Origin of the sequence: Rhodococcus sp. ARC_M6 (assembly GCF_022810305.1) — a bacterium.
In the GTDB taxonomy this organism is placed as follows: Bacteria; Actinomycetota; Actinomycetes; order Mycobacteriales; family Mycobacteriaceae; genus Rhodococcus_F.
In genome coordinates, this window is record NZ_JALGQH010000002.1 from 124,782 (window position 1) to 140,000 (window position 15,219).

A 15,219-nucleotide genomic window follows, 5' to 3' on the forward strand; every position below is an offset into this window, starting at 1 on the left:
TCCCGCCGACAATTTTTTCTGTCTTGACAGAACTTGTTGTCGGTGGGATGGTTTTGTCATGTTGGACGTAGCAGTTATCGACCTGCCGGCCGCCGCGGAGGCATCCCTCGATCCCCTTCGGCAGCGGATCCTGGCGGCACTGGTCACTCCGGCGTCGGCTGCCGCGCTGGCACCGCTGGTCGGCTTGACCCGCCAAAAGGTCAACTATCACCTGCGAACCCTCGAAGAGCACGGACTCGTCCACCTCGTGGAGGAACGCAAACGCGGCAATATGACCGAACGTGTCATGCAGGCAAGTGCCGCGTCGTACGTCATCTCCCCCGCTGCACTGTCCGCCCTCGCGCCGGATCCCAACCGATTTCCCGATCAACTCTCGGCCCGTTGGCTCGTATCGCTGGCCGCACGAATTGTTCGGGAGGTCGGCGAACTCATCTCCGGTGCCACCGCAGCTGGAAAGCCTTTGGCGTCGTACGCGATTGACAGTGAGATCACCTTCGCAAACGCCGCCGACCGTGCGGCGTTTGCCGGAGAACTCGGTGAGGCAGTCAACAGCCTTGTGGCCAAGTATCACGACGGCAACGCAGATCGTGGTCGCAAACACCGTCTGGTCGTCGCACTTCACCCCAGCCTCACCATCCCCCCGACCGCATCATCCGAAACGGAGAAGTAGCCGATGTCCAAGAAATTCGAGATTCGTCGCGAAGTTGTCGTACCCGGTACTCCGGAACAGATCTGGGCCGCCATTTCGGCTGAAACCGCTGGCTGGATGTTCCCGTCCCCTCTCGAAGTTCCCGCCGACGGCAGCAAGCCCGACAGTCCCGTCATCGCCTCCTGGGAGCCTCCCACCCAACTCGATATCCAGATGGCCGGCCCCGACGGCTGGTTCAACAACCTCGAGTACTTGATCGAAGCTCGCGACAACAGCACTGCCGTCGTCCGGTACGTCCACGCCGGAGTTTTTGCCGAAGATTGGGACAACCAGTACGACGGCGCCAGCAAGCACACCGATTTCTACCTGCACAGCCTCGGCCAGTATCTGCAGTACTTTGCCGGGCGACCGACCACCTACGTATCGGTCGAAGGCCCGGAGGCATCCGGAACCCCCGAAGCCATGACAGCGCTGCGCAGCGCGCTCGGCATCGACGCCACGACCGCGATCGGTGACACCGTGACCTTCGACGTCCCCGGAATCGGCTCCGTGTCCGCGGTGGTCGACTACCTCAACGACTGGTTCATCGGGCTCCGGACCGACGATGCACTCCTGCGCTTCTACGGACGAAATGCCTTCGGCGGCAACGTCGACGCCGCACATCACCTCTTCGCAGACGATGCCGACGGCGAAGCAGCCAATGACGCCTGGAAGATGTGGCTCGACTCCGTTTACGCGTGAACCGGAATCTACCCGCCAATCGCATGTGATAATCCAGATTGTCCGTCTACTTCAACACGAAATGAGTGTGCTCCATGGGTTCAATCGAGTCATTGCGGGACATCATGAGCGGATTGAATGCGCTAGTCCATGCGTGGGCCTGGATGGGCTCCGAATCCCTCAGCCAATCCATGGCGTCGCGCTAAGGTTCGCCGTTCGAACCGCAGCCTAGATGCCCTGCTCTGCTGACACCCGACCGTCGTCGATAGCTGTCAGCAGAGCGGTGTGATCGCGAGAATTTCTCTTGGTGTACGCCGCCGCGAATTCTGCGATCGCGAAGTCGAATTCTGTTCCCTCACCAAGATATTCGTTGATGGAAATTCGATCACCCGATCGAGCGTGAGCATAAGCCAACACTCGCGCACACAGGCGCCCGTACATCTCCATTCCTTCGGGTTTCATGCCGTCGATGATCGCGGAACCCTTACCGTCGCGTAGTTGACGAATGTAGAAGTCATGCTCTGCTTCATCCGGGCCTGGGCCGCGTTCCCACCCCAGGAAAATGTCGCTGCTGGCCTGCATCAATCGCTGACCGTTGACCACCCGCTCCCCCTCGTTCCGGAACGTCGGGCCGTCCACATAGCCGGCCAGAACTGACGGTAGTGCCTGCTTGACCTGCAGAATCAACGGATCGTCGACGTCGACGCCGTTCAACAGAATCATCCACGCCCGCGTGCCGACGCTGCCGACACCGACCACCTTGCGCGCAATGTGCACCATCTCGAAACTCTGCAACAAAACCCGACGATCCCACTGAAGCGTGCCGCGATAGGCACCGATTCGTTCACGAAGCACCTCTTCGGCCACCGTGAGATCCTGCCCCGCAAATAACTCTTCCACCGGAACGATCAACGGTGGATCACTGATGAACCGTCGACGACCGTCGACAACTTCAGTGAATTTCGATGCGGCCTGGACGCTGTCGCGTCGGCGCGCTTTGTCGAGTGTCGACATCGCGCGATCGAGCATTCGTTTCTTGATCTGATTGCTCAGTTCTTCGAGGCCGTCCTCGGGTTCGATGTGCGAGTACCACACCGCTAAATTTCCCAAAGCGGCTTGCTTGGCCATCGTTTCCCGGTATTCGGCGGCGCAACCCCGCGTAATCTGTTTACGTTCCTTACTTGAATATCCGTTGTCTTTGCCGGCAATCGCCAAACTGGCAGCCAAACGTTTGACGTCCCATTCGAACGGGCCCGGATAAGTTTCGTCGAAATCGTTGATATCGAACGCCAACTTACGTTCCGGAGTGGCAAAGACTCCGAAGTTACTCAGATGCGCATCTCCACAGAGTTGGGTGTATATCCCGGAATGTGCACTACGCGAAAGATCGTCGCACATCACCAGGGCCGCACCGCGAAAGAACGAAAAACGTGATGCCGACATCCGGCCGTACCGAATCGGCACCAACTCGGGTACTCGACATTCCGCTTGAGTTTGCAATAGCGAAATCGGGTCGCGATCACTGTCAGCGAGGTCTGCGAGCGTCGCCAGAGGCGTCGCTCGTCGGGCCTGACGACCCAGAGCCTTGCGCTCGTCGACCGTGAGATGTTCAGTGCGCACTGCGGTCATCTACCAGACCTTTCACTCGATATATGGTCCCTATGAACTGGGAGCGTCAGGCATCGCTCGCCCACCCGATCCGCGCGCCGCGCGGACCAGCAGCTCAGGGCCTGTCACCAATGCCTTGCGCCACGGAAGTACCCCGTCGATCTCGATCTGAATCGAGAGGCTCAGTACGGTACGGATCAGCACGATCATTCCCAGGACAGCCGCGTCCGTCAGTGACGGCGAGGACGTCACCGTCTTGACCAGATCTGCGGCGACAAGAATCTCGAGGCCCAAGAGAATTACTGCTCCGAGGGTTTCTCGGAGAGTCTTGAATGCCGATCCCCCGTCGCGTGTCCGGAACCATGATCGGCCTGCAATGACAAAGGCGAACAAGAACCCGAAAACCATTGAGACAACGCCGAGTACTTCAAACCATTCGGTGACCAGCTCGAAGAACTTGATTGTGTCCATATCGATGATTCTCGAGGTATTTCGCGTGCGGTGTCAACACCGATGGCCGCCCACCCCTTGCACTTTCAGAGGGGTGAGCGGCCACGATTCAATGGTGCGGCGGAATCTAAGGGGTCAAAGCATCGTGGTTACGATCCGAAGATCGCACCCAAGGATCCGAGAGATCCGCTCGCGGGCGGTGTGTTGTCGGTGATCTCGACCGTCACATTCTCGAGGATGGCCGGGGTGCCGACGCCGTTGGAAGCGGTCACCGTGAAGGTGAAGAACCCGGCCTTGGTGGGTGTTCCGGCCAGAACACCGGCCTCACTCAGTGCCAGAGTCGCCTACCACGACGGGGTCCGCACCTGCCGCACCCACCGCGCCGCCGAAGGCCATGGCGGCAGTAAGTGCGCCAACGCCCAATATTGCAGCGCCCGAGACCACCCAACGAAATTTCCCGCGCAACATGTGCCACGTGCCGATCATCAAGTCGGTGCAGAGTTGAGCTACGGTGAGAAAATGACTACAACTCTTCTTCGAAAGAATGTCTCGGCCCGCTGATCTGTCAGCGGCGAGTGCACACACTGCACTCCCGCTGCCGCACAATCGCGGACTTCAATATCCGCCCAGGCTGGTGGAGGCGTCATGACCGCCTGGATCGAAGTACTCATCGCCATGGTCGACGGACCACAACACCCTGTCTCCGGCGTCGTGAAGCCTTATCGCAACACCGACGAACCACTCCATCTGCATTACGGCAGTTACGGCGAAGAACCGATACTGCTGGTCCTTCCTCCCTGCGGAATCCGACTGTCGCGCTGGGGAAACCGATTCCGGATCGAGTCTCTCGATGGTGCGTTGATGCTCTGCGCCGACGGTACGACGGTGTGGGACTTCCGCGACAATCTGGATCGACCACGCCAAACCAAGCAAACGAGGATGTACTTCTTCGGCCCTGGCCGTGCACTCGTGCTGGGTCACTCAGCCGAACACTGGGTGGGTGAGCGAGCGCCAAAACCTATCGGTCCTGTCTCTGACCTCGAGTTTCTCGGACGCCGATGCTGGTCCGTCACGCTCGCCGCCGGCACGGACAGACGACGCAGACGCCACGTCGATCAAGAGTTCATCGTGGACGCCGAAACCGGCGCCGTCGTGGCACAACATTCGACAGACGGAATCGAAGGTGCCGCGTATATCGATCTCGCCGTCACCGACACCATTGACCCGGATTTGTTCCGCTGGGACGGGCCAGTAGTCACCGACGAGGATTCAAGGCAACTCGCCGGCCGTCCGTCACCGAACAAACAACAACTGGGCGCGGAGTGGTTCCGTAAAAATGTCACTCCCGATCCGATCGAAGTACCTGTCCACCTTGATCTGTCCACCTACGCGGCCGACGTTGACTCCAGAACCGGGGAGTTCAGAGCCTATCTCGGCCATACGGCAGCGAACGAGCAATCTGCGTGGATCGCTCGCCGGGCCCGTTCCACGGAGCCATGGATGATCGCGGTGCCCCAGTATCAGATCCTTTGGTCTACACACGATTTCGATTGGACTGCGGTGATTTACCACGGCCGGCTCGACGACGACGCCGCGCGTCGTATCCAAAGATGGCTGCATCCGAACGACGCCGTGTTGGGCACCCCGCCCGTTGCACCGCAAGCGGATTCCGGGCTGTGAAACGTACCGAAAGCCCCGTCGCAAGCTCCGCGTCTTTGTGCCGGGTTGGGTGATCGACGACGGATCCTTTCCGCGGGCGTCGTCGGGCGACACAGTCGATGTACTGCTCGAATTCACTGCAGCCGGCGAATTCCCTTCGCCTACAGACGAAACTGTTGATGCAATCGCCCGCCCCGTCTACGGGCGGGAGCCGGTTGAACACCCGGCGGTGCGAGCGTGCTGCACGAAGGCAACGTGTATCTGCTCGGCCGCCCAGAATCCGGCTTGTATTCCGACCGCCGGTACGGCGTAGTTGATCGCCAGGCACATCACCACCCCGTTCGAGTTCTCGACAATAAGTCGCGCAAACTCGAACGTGTCACCGACGCCCCGACCGTACAAAGTGCAGGCTCTGGTCGGTCGGGCCGATCGCGCCACCACAACCGAAGGCACTCGATGAATGGTCTACAACATAGTTATCATCGTCGAAAAGCCTGATGGGACAAGACAACCCATTGCCCGGGGGCACCGTACGGTCGGCGCAGTGCATCGGAGCCGATAAAGGGCCGGGTCACTACATCAAGGTCTTCATCTTGAGCGCGTTGAACTCGTCTTCATTGATTGCACCGGAATCGAGCAGTGCCTTGGCATCCGAAATATGGTCGGCCGGAGACTTTCCCGCGACGTTCCGAACGTAATTTTCCTGCGCGTGCATCTGTTGCTTCGCCACGGCCATCGACCGCCGGGCCATACCATCGCCGCGGGCAACGACGTAGATCATCGCCGACAGGAAGGGAATGACAAAGAGGAAAACGATCCACATTGCCTTGATCCAACCGGAGGTGTCGTGATCTCTGAACAAGTCGGTAATGATCGAGAACAACACGCTCAAATAGGCGACAAAGGCGAAACAGACGAAGATAAACCAGAAAAACTCCCAAAAACCTTCCATGTCAATGCTCCGTACACTCGCTGATCACGGCTTTTCAGTATGCGCTGACAACATTGGCCGCGGCTAGGGGTCTTCCTCAGCAAAGGATCGGGTACAGCCGAGACGCGTTATCGCCGTGATTATCACGAGGCACTCTCCGACGTCCAGTCAGCAATGTCGCGTCGGGCCGCCTTTTCTACGAGGAGTGGCACAAAATCACGTATTCGCCCGCCGGCCAAGCGGCTGTAAACAATCCGCACGTCGTGTTCGATTTCCGTAGGTGAGACCGCCGGGTACCGGGCGATCAGGCGCGAGATTATGCGTTCGACCTGGAGTAACTCGTCGTCGACGGTCATCAGCTAATCGTCTGCCTGAACATCGGTCACGGTCAAGAGTCGAAACAGATTCGAATACAACACGATTAGGTTGCGACGACTGCGGAGTAGGTTGACCGGCCACTGGGCATGCTGCGAGGAGAAGACCTACGCACAAATGTCCGCGCACGGGACGCCGAGGAGCGACAGTGGGCAAGAACTCGAAGCACCGCGAACAAAAGAATTCCGAACTCGAGATGTCCCGGCCTGACCCTGTCGTGCCCTCCGAGCCCATGAAGTACAAGGAATATCGCCGCGATCTCAAGCCGATCCAAGCCGAACTCGTCGCCCTGCAGGAATGGGTCAAGGCGTCCGGCGCAAAGGTCTGCATCGTGTTCGAGGGCCGCGATACTGCCGGCAAGGGTGGAGTGATCAAAGCGATCACCGAACGAGTGAGTCCGCGGGTGTTCCGAGTAGTCGCCCTACCTGCCCCGACCGCGCGCGAGCGATCGCAGATGTACGTGCAGCGGTACATTCCGCATCTTCCGGCGGCCGGGGAGATCGTCATCTTCGACCGCAGTTGGTACAACCGCGCCGGAGTCGAACGAGTAATGGGATTTTGCACCGACGAGCAAGCCCGTCAGTTCCTCCAATTGATCCCGACGGTCGAACGCGCGATCGTGGAATCCGGCGTCATCCTGCTGAAATACTGGCTCGAAGTGAGCGAGGAGCAGCAGATGCTGCGTCTGCAAAGCCGGATCGACGACCCCCGGAAAACCTGGAAACTCTCCGACCTCGATCTGAAGTCGTACAGCCGTTGGTACGACTATTCACGCGCGCGTGACGAGATGTTCCGCTTCACCGATACCGGTTGGGCGCCCTGGTTTGTCGCGTTGACCGACGACAAGAAACGCGGACGGCTCAACATCATCAGCCACATATTGAGCCAGATCCAGTACGAACCGTTGGAACGCCCCGATGTCTCTCTGCCGAAGCGGCAGAAACCCCAAGGCTACGAGACGCCGCCGCAACCGCTGCACTGGATTCCGACACCCTACTGACGGTTCCAACCCGGGAAAGGTCGTGCGGTCATGAGCCACACGGAACCCGCGCCGCACGACCGGGCGCCCACCCCCCATTCTGAGTCGAAGGAATGGTATGCCCGCAGCACAGAGTCCGTGCTGTCCGACTTGGGCTCCGATCCGGAGGTTGGTCTGACCGTCGGCGAAGTGGAGGAACGCCGCCGTCGATACGGTTCCAACACAATCGCTGCAGCGCCGACGCCTTCGATGTGGTCGATCGCGCTGGCGCAGCTGAAGGATCCGATGAACCTGATGCTGGTGGTGGTGGCGACGGTCAGCATCGCCATCGGGGAAATCCCGACGGCGATCGTGGTCGGGGTCCTCGTTGTACTCAACGTGGTTCTCGGTACGAGGCAAGAGGTAAAGGCGCGCGCCAGTGTGGACGCATTGGCGAAAATGCAGACGCCACAAGCACGCGTGATTCGCGGCGGGATACTGACCCAACTCGATGCCACTGAACTCGTGCCCGGCGACGTCGTCGAACTCGAGGCAGGCGATATCGTCGCCGCCGACGGCAGGCTCCTTGCCTCGACGACCTTGGAAACGCAGGAAGCCGCACTGACCGGGGAAAGTGCGCCGGTCCCGAAGGACCCAGAGACACTCGCCACCACCGACGTCGCTTTGGGCGACCGCAGCAACATGGTCTTCCAGAACACCTCGGTCACTCGCGGTACCGCCACCATGGTGGTCACGGAAACGGGGATGCAGACCCAGATCGGCCAGATCGCGTCGATGCTGTCAGCGGTTTCACCCGGAAAATCACCGCTGCAGCGCGAACTCGATACGCTCACAAAGATTCTCGGAATTATCGCCTGGACGGCGGTGACCATCATCGTCATCATCGGAGTGATTCGCGGGCAGGACCTGACAACGCTTCTCCTACTGGGAATTGCGATGGGTGTCTCTGCGATCCCGACAGGCTTGCCGACATTCGTCCAAGCCATGCTGGCTTACGGCGCACGGCAGTTGGCCGACGCGAAAGCCGTCGTGAAGAACCTGACCGACGTCGAGACGCTGGGTGCGACGAGCGCGATCAACTCCGACAAGACCGGCACACTGACGATGAATCAGATGACGGTTCGGTCGCTGTACGTCCACGGCCGGTGGTACACCGTCGAAGGTGAGGGTTACGCCAAGACCGGGAGAATCACCCAGGTTGCGGGCGAAGCACCGCCGGACTTCACGCTGCTCGCCTACGGATTGTGCCTCGACAGCGATGCCACAGTCTCCGACGCCGGAGATGTAGTCGGTGATCCGACCGAGGCCGCGCTCGTTGTGCTCGCGGCCAAGATCGGCGTCGACGCCCCACTCACGAGGCGCACGTATCCGCGCGTTGCGACGGTGCCGTTCGACTCCGCGTACAAGTTCATGGCGACGTTTCATCACCTCCAGGTCGACGGCGGCACGCAATTCGTGGAACTGGTCAAGGGCGGCCCCGACGTGCTTCTGGCCCGGTGTGGGACTGCGTTCTTGCCCGGCCGTCGACCGGTGCCGATCGACGAAGTCCGCGAGGAACTGACAGCAGCCAACCTGGCCATGTCCGAGAAAGGGCTTCGGGTCCTGGCTTTCGCCGTCAAACGACTCGACGGGCAGGAAGACGCCGTGAAGGCGGACCCCATGTCCTTTGTCGACGACCTCACGTTCGTCGGCATGGCCGGCATCATCGACCCACTTCGGCCGGAGGCCGTCGAATCGGTGCGCACCGCCCACACAGCCGGGATTCACGTCCGCATGATCACCGGCGACCATGCGATCACGGCTTCCGCGATCGGCGCCGAGCTCGGACTGGGCCCGGGTGCGATCGGAGGTGCCGAACTCCAGGACCTGACCGACGAAGACCTGGAAGCTGCACTCCCGAATCTGCATGTCTTCGGCCGAGTCACACCGCAGGACAAACTGCGATTGGTCGGCGTCATGCAGAAGAGTGGCGCGGTGGTCGCGATGACCGGCGATGCCGTCAACGACGCCGCCGCGTTGAAGAAGGCCGACATCGGCGTCGCGATGGGTTCGGGCAGCGAGGTCACCAAACAAGCAGGCAAGATGGTGCTCACCGACGACAACTTCGGAACCCTGATCACCGCAATCAGCTTGGGCCGCAACATCTACGGCAAGATCGTGTCCTACATCCGATACCAGATGTCGAAACTCTTCTCACTGGTTTTCCTGTTCCTCGCCGCGAGCATCTTCAACATCAACGAAGGGGTGGCGCTCACCCCACTGATGGTGCTCTTCCAACACTTTTTCATCACCCTGTTCCCCGTCGCCGTGATCATGCTCGACCCACCCGCGCCGGATCTGATGAACAAGCCTCCCCGCGACCCGAAAATGCCGATCGCCAACCGCGGCGCGCTCGTCCAATGGCTGGCGTACGGCGTCCTCCAGTTCGCCGTCACGCTTGCCGCGATGCTTCTCGCCTCTGGCGCCATGAGTACCACCGAGGGGAACGTCCCCATGACCACCGCATTTGTCGTCCTGTCCTTCGGGTCAATCCTCGGCGGACTCGCCATGCGCCGCGATCCGGAATCCGGTCTGATCCCACCAGTCCTCGGCGCCCTCAAAATCCTGACGATCCCGACCGTCGTCACGGTTTTCGCAGTCGAGGCGGGCTTCTTCCAGGATCTCCTTATGACAACTTCGTTGACGGGAGGCCAGTGGCTTACCTGTCTCGGGTGGTCGCTGATCGTCCCGATCGTCGTCGAAGCAGACAAGGCGCTACGACGCCGGCGCCTCACCCCGCCGCCGACACCGATCCCCGCCACCAAGGCGGTCGACCCCCAACGCGCACGCTGATCGACGTAGTCTCGAGCTTCGCCACCGCGAAAGGGAGGATACTCAAGAAATGTCCTGGACTGAGAGTCTCGGCCGACTACCCGGGATCGCAACTGCCCGCGGGTACCGTCGCGAATGGCTCCGGACAGACATCACCGCCGGGTTCGTCCTCACGGCCCTGCTGATTCCGGCGGGCATGGGCTATGCCGAAGCTGCCGGGCTTCCCGCGTACGCCGGGCTCTACGCGACCATCGTGCCACTCCTGGCCTATGCGGTGGTGGGACCGTCGAAAATTCTTGTGCTGGGGCCGGATTCATCGCTGGCTCCACTCATCGCCGCCGCGGTCCTGCCGCTGGCCATCGTCGGTGATTCCGAAAATGCACTAGCACTTGCCGGCGTCCTGGCCATCCTCGTCGGCCTGATCCTCCTGATCGGCGGGTTCCTGCGTCTCGGATTCGTCACCGAACTCCTCTCGAAGCCGATCAGACTCGGGTATCTCAATGCCATTGCTCTGGTTGTCGTTGTCGGCCAACTCCCCAAACTGCTGGGGTTCTCGGTCGACGCGTCCGGCTTGCTCAGCGAAATCGGCGAGATCGGAAAGTCCGTGGCGAGCGGCGGCGTCGACCCCGTTGCCGCTGCCGTCGGAATCGGCTCGCTCGCCGTCATCATGGCGTTCCGACTCTGGGTGCCCGTCGTTCCCGGCGTCCTCGTGGCTGTCGTCGGGGCAATCGTCTTGTCCGCAGCGGCTGGACTCACCGATCAGATCGGAATGGTGGGCGCACTGCCTGAAGGTCTACCGCTGCCGTCCGTCGGCGGAGTTACCTGGCAGGACGTCGGGAACCTGATCGGTCCCGCAGCCGGTATCGCTCTGATTGCGTTTGCCGACACCGGCGTACTTTCACGCACCTTCGCCGCCCGACACGGCGAGGCCGTCAACGGCAGCACCGAGATGAAGGCCATTGGTGTCGCCAATGTGGCGGGCGGATTGTTCGGCGGTTTCCCGATCTCGGCGAGCGGATCACGAACGCCGGTCGCCGAACAGAGCGGTGCCCATACACAATTGGCGGGCGTCGTCGGCGCGCTGGCCGTACTGGTGTTCGTTCTTGTTGCCCCAGGACTCACCGCGTATCTGCCCGACGCAACTCTCGCGGCCGTAGTGATCGTCGCGGCAAGCGCGCTGATCGACGTCGGCGGGATGGTCCGGATGTGGCGCATGAGCACCGTCGAGCTCGGACTTGCTGTCGCCGCGTTTCTCGGAGTTGCGCTCGTCGGAGTTCTGCAAGGAATTCTGGTCGCGATCGGGCTCTCGTTCGTGGCGGTGATCGCCCAGGTGTGGCAGCCGCACCGCACCGAACTCGTGAAGACGGGTGACCAGCTGGGATTCCACGACATTGAACGGCACCCGAACGGGCGTCGCATCCCTGGTCTGGTGCTGGTGCGTTTCGACGCGCCACTCTTCTTTGCGAACGGCGAAATCTTCGACGAGTACGTGCGCTCCGTTGTCGACACGGCGCCGACACCGGTCGAATGGGTCGTCATCGCGTCCGAGCCGATCACCGGCCTCGACACCACTGCCGTCGACGAACTCGTCGACCTCGACACTTACCTGGAGGGCCGAGGAATCCGGCTGGCCTTCGCGGAGATGAAGGGCCCGATCAAGGACAGGCTCATCCGATTCGGCGTGGGCGACCGGTTCGATTCGACGCACTTCTTCCCCACCCTCGAAGCCGCCGTAAACGCCTTCACGAGTCGCAACGATGTTCCGGACGACAACTGACCGGACATCAGGACGGGAGAACGACGCATGGATTCCTTTTGGACCATCTTCTGGCTCGGCGTCATCAGTCTGGCGCTGCTCTCGTACCTCCTGCTGCTGTTCGAGATCAGCGCCGACCTTTTCCGTGACCACACCGAGTCTGGGTGGAACAGGGCACTCTGGGTGTGCTTTCTGCTACTTGTTCCGTTCGTATCCGGCCTGGTCTACGTGATTTTGAAAAGCGACGGTATGGCCGAACGGTCCCGAATCGCAGAAGGCCGTGTCAGACCTTCTTGACGACGCTCGACTTGAGTTGCATCGGGCCGATTCCGTCGACTTTGCAATCGATGTCGTGGTCACCAATTCCCTGAACCAGACGAATGTTTCGCACCTTGGTTCCGGATTTGATGCCGGTGGGACTGCCCTTGACCTTGAGTGTTTTGATGACGGTGACGGTGTCACCGTCGGCCAGGATGTTGCCGACAGCATCCTTGATGACGCCGTCTTCTTCAGCGACTGCCTCTGTCGGCGCCCACTCGTGCGCGCATTCGGGGCAGACCATGAGGGCACCCATTTCGTAGGTGAATTCGCTGGAACATTCGGGGCACGGAGGCAAGGTGTCTTCCACGTGATCACCCTATCCGCTTTCTCCGATCTCCAATTTTTACAACTCATAACCGCATCTTGGAGAATATTTTGCACTTAGTGAAGATTTGCAGTCTATGTAATTATTGATGACATGGGTACCGAGAATCTGGGTCTGCGCGAGCGGAAACGAATCGCAACCAAGGCATTGATCGAACTCACTGCCGTCGAACTTGTTCTCGATCTGGGCTACGACGCAGTGACCGTGGAACGCATCTGCGAAGCCTGCGAACTATCAACTCGGACGTTCTTCAACTATTTTCCGACGAAGGACGCGGCAATCGGCGGAATCGCAATCGTGGTTCCACCCACCGCAGTGATAGCCGACTTGCTTGCCGCACATCCCGACGACCCACTCCGCGGAGCACTCGCAGTCTTCGCAGAAGCCATGAAAATCATGGATGAGCGGCCAGACCTCCTCATCCACCGAAAACAACTGTTCGAGAGACACCCGACGTTGCTCCAACAGCATCTTGCGACGTTCCACGAACTCGAAGACACGCTCACCAGGATGCTCACTCGAGAACTCCTCGAACGTCCGAGCCTCGGCCGACTCCCCACCGATACCGATGCCGTGGACGAAGCGACCGCCACGGTAATCGTCGCCGGCGCGGCGATGCGTTACGTCTTCCGCCGCTGGCAAAACGGCGAAAGAGACCGTCCGCGACAAGCACTCGTGGATCCAGCACTGGCGCTGATGTCGCGAATTCTCCGCTCCGACCGCTAACACGATTATCGATTTCGACTAAGGAACTTCATGTCAAACTCGAGAAGCTGCGCCCGCTGACGCAGACGAACTGGAAACCGCGTCGGATAAACGATCCATCATCCTGGTCTTTGCCGGGTTGATGATCACGATGCTCCTGGCGTCCCTCGACCAGATGATCTTCAGCACCGCATTGCCCACCATCGTGGGCGAATTGAACGGTGTCAATCACATGGTGTGGGTGACAACGTCCTACATCCTCGCGTCGACGATCATGATGCCCGTCTACGGAAAATTGGGCGACTTGATCGGCCGCAAAGGCCTGTTCATCGTCGCAATCAGCATTTTCATCGTCGGCTCGATCATCGGCGGACTGTCCCACGACATGACCACGCTGATCGCCGGTCGCGCGGTCCAGGGCCTCGGCGGCGGCGGTTTGATTCTGCTGTCACAGGCGATTATCGCCGACGTCGTACCGGCACGGCAACGCGGCCGCTACATGGGTGCGATGGGCGGCGTTTTTGCTCTCGCATCAGTGGCAGGTCCGCTGCTAGGTGGCTGGTTCACCGAGGGCATCGGCTGGCGCTGGGCATTCTGGATCAACGTGCCACTCGGCTTTCTCGCGATCGCCAGCGCCATGGCTTTCCTCCACTTGCCCAAGCCCAAGCTCGGCAAGCCGAGCATCGACTACCTCGGCATGGTTCTGGTCGCGGCGTCTGCCACCTGCCTCATCCTGTTCACGACCTGGGGCGGCAACACTTACGCCTGGGGTTCCGCCGTCATCATCGGACTTGTCATCGGTTGCATCGTCACCGCAGTCGCGTTCGTGTTCGTCGAACGACGCGCAACCGAACCGGTCATTCCCATGCACCTGTTCTCGGAACGCAACTTCGTCCTGACCACGATCGCCGGACTCATCATCGGCATCGCGATGTTCGGCGCGCTGGCATACCTGCCCACCTACATTCAGATGGTGACCGGCAAGAACGCCACCGAAGCGGGCCTGATGATGATCCCGATGATGGCCGGACTCCTGGTGGCCTCTATCGGCTCCGGACAGATCGTCAGCAAGACCGGTCGCTACAAATTGTTTCCGATCCTCGGTACCTCGATCGTCGCCGTGGCCTTGGTTCTGCTCTCGAGGCTGACACCGTCGACGTCACTGTTCGTCTTCGGGATCTACATCGCCATCTTGGGCATCGGCATCGGACTCGTGATGCAGATCTTGATTCTGATCGTCCAAAACACCTTCCCCGCTGCCGAAGTCGGCACTGCAACGGCGTCGAACAACTTCTTCCGTCAGATCGGCGCCTCGCTGGGTAGCGCGCTGGTCGGCAGCCTGTTTGCGTCCCGACTGACCAGCCTTCTCGCAGAGCGACTACCAGTGGACGGCGGAGGCGTTGGCGGCGAAGAGAATTCGTTGACGCCCGGAATTCTCTGGAAGTTGCCGGCCCAGATCCGCGAATTGATCGTCGGCGCCTACAACGACGCGTTGGCACCGATCTTCCTGTACCTCGTGCCACTGGTCATCGTCGCAGTCGTCCTGCTGTTCTTCGTGAAGGAAAAGCCACTGGCCACCACGATCGATCGGTCCGCTCCACCACTCGAGTAAGGCCCGAATAGTCCGCTATCGTGTCGTAATGCCACTCGAACAGAATCCGGCCAGGTCCAATCTCATGGGCTTAGTCGGATTCTGCGTAGTACTGATACTCCTTACGCTTCCGGCTACTACCCGATCACGCAAATCGGTGACACAGCGGAATACCTGAACAGGCCACCGGCAGGCGTCCGTGAAGCCGCGTCGGAGGGCCGGTTGCCTGCTTGGCGTACGAGTTGGGGCCACAGCGCTTTCAAGCGAACAAACCGGGGCGCCTACCCCGCGTTGATGTCCCGAATTCTCCGCTCCGACCCCTAACACGATTATCGATTT

At 60.4% G+C, this 15,219-nt stretch carries 15 protein-coding genes; 9 read left to right on the forward strand and 6 right to left on the reverse strand.

What is annotated here, in order from left to right:
- Positions 1-58 precede the first annotated feature (58 nt).
- Together MTX36_RS03430 and MTX36_RS03435 are read left to right on the forward strand one after the other, a co-directional pair.
- Positions 59-670: a helix-turn-helix domain-containing protein gene (locus MTX36_RS03430; protein ID WP_243618355.1), complete on the forward strand. Its 612-nt coding sequence runs from the start codon at positions 59-61 to the stop codon at positions 668-670.
- A gap of 3 nt (positions 671-673) precedes the next feature.
- Positions 674-1,390 (forward strand): SRPBCC domain-containing protein, encoded by a 717-nt coding sequence (locus MTX36_RS03435; RefSeq protein ID WP_243618356.1) that lies wholly within the window; start codon positions 674-676, stop codon positions 1,388-1,390.
- 207 nt (positions 1,391-1,597) lie between these two features.
- Here the strand turns inward: MTX36_RS03435 and MTX36_RS03440 are convergent, their stop codons facing one another.
- The 3 genes from MTX36_RS03440 to MTX36_RS29750 form a co-directional block, all read right to left on the reverse strand.
- Positions 1,598-2,998 carry a DUF2252 domain-containing protein gene (locus MTX36_RS03440; RefSeq protein ID WP_243618357.1) on the reverse strand — a complete coding sequence of 467 codons (1,401 nt, stop codon included), beginning with the start codon at positions 2,996-2,998 and terminating at the stop codon, positions 1,598-1,600.
- Between the two features lie 30 nt (positions 2,999-3,028).
- Positions 3,029-3,448: a DUF1622 domain-containing protein gene (locus MTX36_RS03445; RefSeq protein WP_243618358.1), complete on the reverse strand. Its 420-nt coding sequence runs from the start codon at positions 3,446-3,448 to the stop codon at positions 3,029-3,031.
- Between the two features lie 128 nt (positions 3,449-3,576).
- The gene (locus MTX36_RS29750) at positions 3,577-3,699 is read right to left on the reverse strand and encodes a hypothetical protein (RefSeq protein WP_279394164.1); all 123 of its coding nucleotides are present in this window, start codon (positions 3,697-3,699) and stop codon (positions 3,577-3,579) included.
- Between the two features lie 373 nt (positions 3,700-4,072).
- On the opposite strand from MTX36_RS29750, the gene MTX36_RS03450 reads away from it, so the two are divergent.
- The gene (locus MTX36_RS03450) at positions 4,073-5,107 is read left to right on the forward strand and encodes a hypothetical protein (RefSeq protein WP_243618359.1); all 1,035 of its coding nucleotides are present in this window, start codon (positions 4,073-4,075) and stop codon (positions 5,105-5,107) included.
- Positions 5,108-5,660: 553 nt separating this feature from the next.
- Here the strand turns inward: MTX36_RS03450 and MTX36_RS03455 are convergent.
- Positions 5,661-6,038 (reverse strand): SHOCT domain-containing protein, encoded by a 378-nt coding sequence (locus tag MTX36_RS03455; protein WP_243618360.1) that lies wholly within the window; start codon positions 6,036-6,038, stop codon positions 5,661-5,663.
- 122 nt (positions 6,039-6,160) lie between these two features.
- Positions 6,161-6,373 (reverse strand): three-helix bundle dimerization domain-containing protein, encoded by a 213-nt coding sequence (locus MTX36_RS03460; protein WP_243618361.1) that lies wholly within the window; start codon positions 6,371-6,373, stop codon positions 6,161-6,163.
- 167 nt (positions 6,374-6,540) lie between these two features.
- Here MTX36_RS03460 and ppk2 point away from each other — a divergent pair, with 167 nt between their 5' ends.
- The 4 genes from ppk2 to MTX36_RS03480 are packed head-to-tail and all read left to right on the forward strand — an operon-like array spanning position 6,541 to position 12,235.
- Positions 6,541-7,392, forward strand: coding sequence for a polyphosphate kinase 2 (ppk2, locus tag MTX36_RS03465; RefSeq protein WP_243618362.1), 852 nt, complete (start codon positions 6,541-6,543; stop codon positions 7,390-7,392).
- Between the two features lie 30 nt (positions 7,393-7,422).
- On the forward strand, positions 7,423-10,203 hold the full coding sequence (locus tag MTX36_RS03470) for a cation-transporting P-type ATPase (RefSeq protein ID WP_243618363.1): 2,781 nt from the start codon (positions 7,423-7,425) through the stop codon (positions 10,201-10,203).
- A 49-nt stretch (positions 10,204-10,252) separates the two neighbouring features.
- Positions 10,253-11,959, forward strand: coding sequence for a SulP family inorganic anion transporter (locus tag MTX36_RS03475; protein WP_243618364.1), 1,707 nt, complete (start codon positions 10,253-10,255; stop codon positions 11,957-11,959).
- 27 nt (positions 11,960-11,986) lie between these two features.
- Positions 11,987-12,235, forward strand: a complete 249-nt coding sequence (locus MTX36_RS03480; RefSeq protein WP_243618365.1) for a PLDc N-terminal domain-containing protein — start codon at positions 11,987-11,989, stop codon at positions 12,233-12,235.
- Here the strand turns inward: MTX36_RS03480 and MTX36_RS03485 are convergent.
- Entirely contained in the window at positions 12,222-12,566 is a 345-nt protein-coding gene (locus MTX36_RS03485) for a zinc ribbon domain-containing protein YjdM (protein ID WP_243618366.1), read from the reverse strand. The two genes, MTX36_RS03480 and MTX36_RS03485, sit on opposite strands and share 14 nt — an antisense overlap.
- 111 nt (positions 12,567-12,677) lie before the next feature.
- Between MTX36_RS03485 and MTX36_RS03490 the strand changes: the two genes are divergently transcribed.
- Complete coding sequence (locus tag MTX36_RS03490; RefSeq protein WP_243618367.1) at positions 12,678-13,310, forward strand: TetR/AcrR family transcriptional regulator; 633 nt, start codon at positions 12,678-12,680, stop codon at positions 13,308-13,310.
- 70 nt (positions 13,311-13,380) lie between these two features.
- Positions 13,381-14,901, forward strand: a complete 1,521-nt coding sequence (locus MTX36_RS03495) for an MDR family MFS transporter (RefSeq protein WP_243618634.1) — start codon at positions 13,381-13,383, stop codon at positions 14,899-14,901.
- Positions 14,902-15,219: the final 318 nt, after the last annotated feature.

Bases quoted from the DNA above. Each gene is read 5' to 3' on its own strand.
- MTX36_RS03440 (WP_243618357.1), bottom strand. From the start codon at position 2,998: ATGACCGCAGTGCGCACTGAACATCTCACGGTCGACGAGCGCAAGGCT.
- MTX36_RS03450 (WP_243618359.1), top strand. From the start codon at position 4,073: ATGACCGCCTGGATCGAAGTACTCATCGCCATGGTCGACGGACCACAA.
- MTX36_RS03445 (WP_243618358.1), bottom strand. From the start codon at position 3,448: ATGGACACAATCAAGTTCTTCGAGCTGGTCACCGAATGGTTTGAAGTA.
- MTX36_RS03475 (WP_243618364.1), top strand. From the start codon at position 10,253: ATGTCCTGGACTGAGAGTCTCGGCCGACTACCCGGGATCGCAACTGCC.
- MTX36_RS03480 (WP_243618365.1), top strand. From the start codon at position 11,987: ATGGATTCCTTTTGGACCATCTTCTGGCTCGGCGTCATCAGTCTGGCG.
- MTX36_RS03460 (WP_243618361.1), bottom strand. From the start codon at position 6,373: ATGACCGTCGACGACGAGTTACTCCAGGTCGAACGCATAATCTCGCGC.
- MTX36_RS03435 (WP_243618356.1), top strand. From the start codon at position 674: ATGTCCAAGAAATTCGAGATTCGTCGCGAAGTTGTCGTACCCGGTACT.
- MTX36_RS03470 (WP_243618363.1), top strand. From the start codon at position 7,423: ATGAGCCACACGGAACCCGCGCCGCACGACCGGGCGCCCACCCCCCAT.
- MTX36_RS03455 (WP_243618360.1), bottom strand. From the start codon at position 6,038: ATGGAAGGTTTTTGGGAGTTTTTCTGGTTTATCTTCGTCTGTTTCGCC.
- MTX36_RS03490 (WP_243618367.1), top strand. From the start codon at position 12,678: ATGGGTACCGAGAATCTGGGTCTGCGCGAGCGGAAACGAATCGCAACC.
- MTX36_RS03430 (WP_243618355.1), top strand. From the start codon at position 59: ATGTTGGACGTAGCAGTTATCGACCTGCCGGCCGCCGCGGAGGCATCC.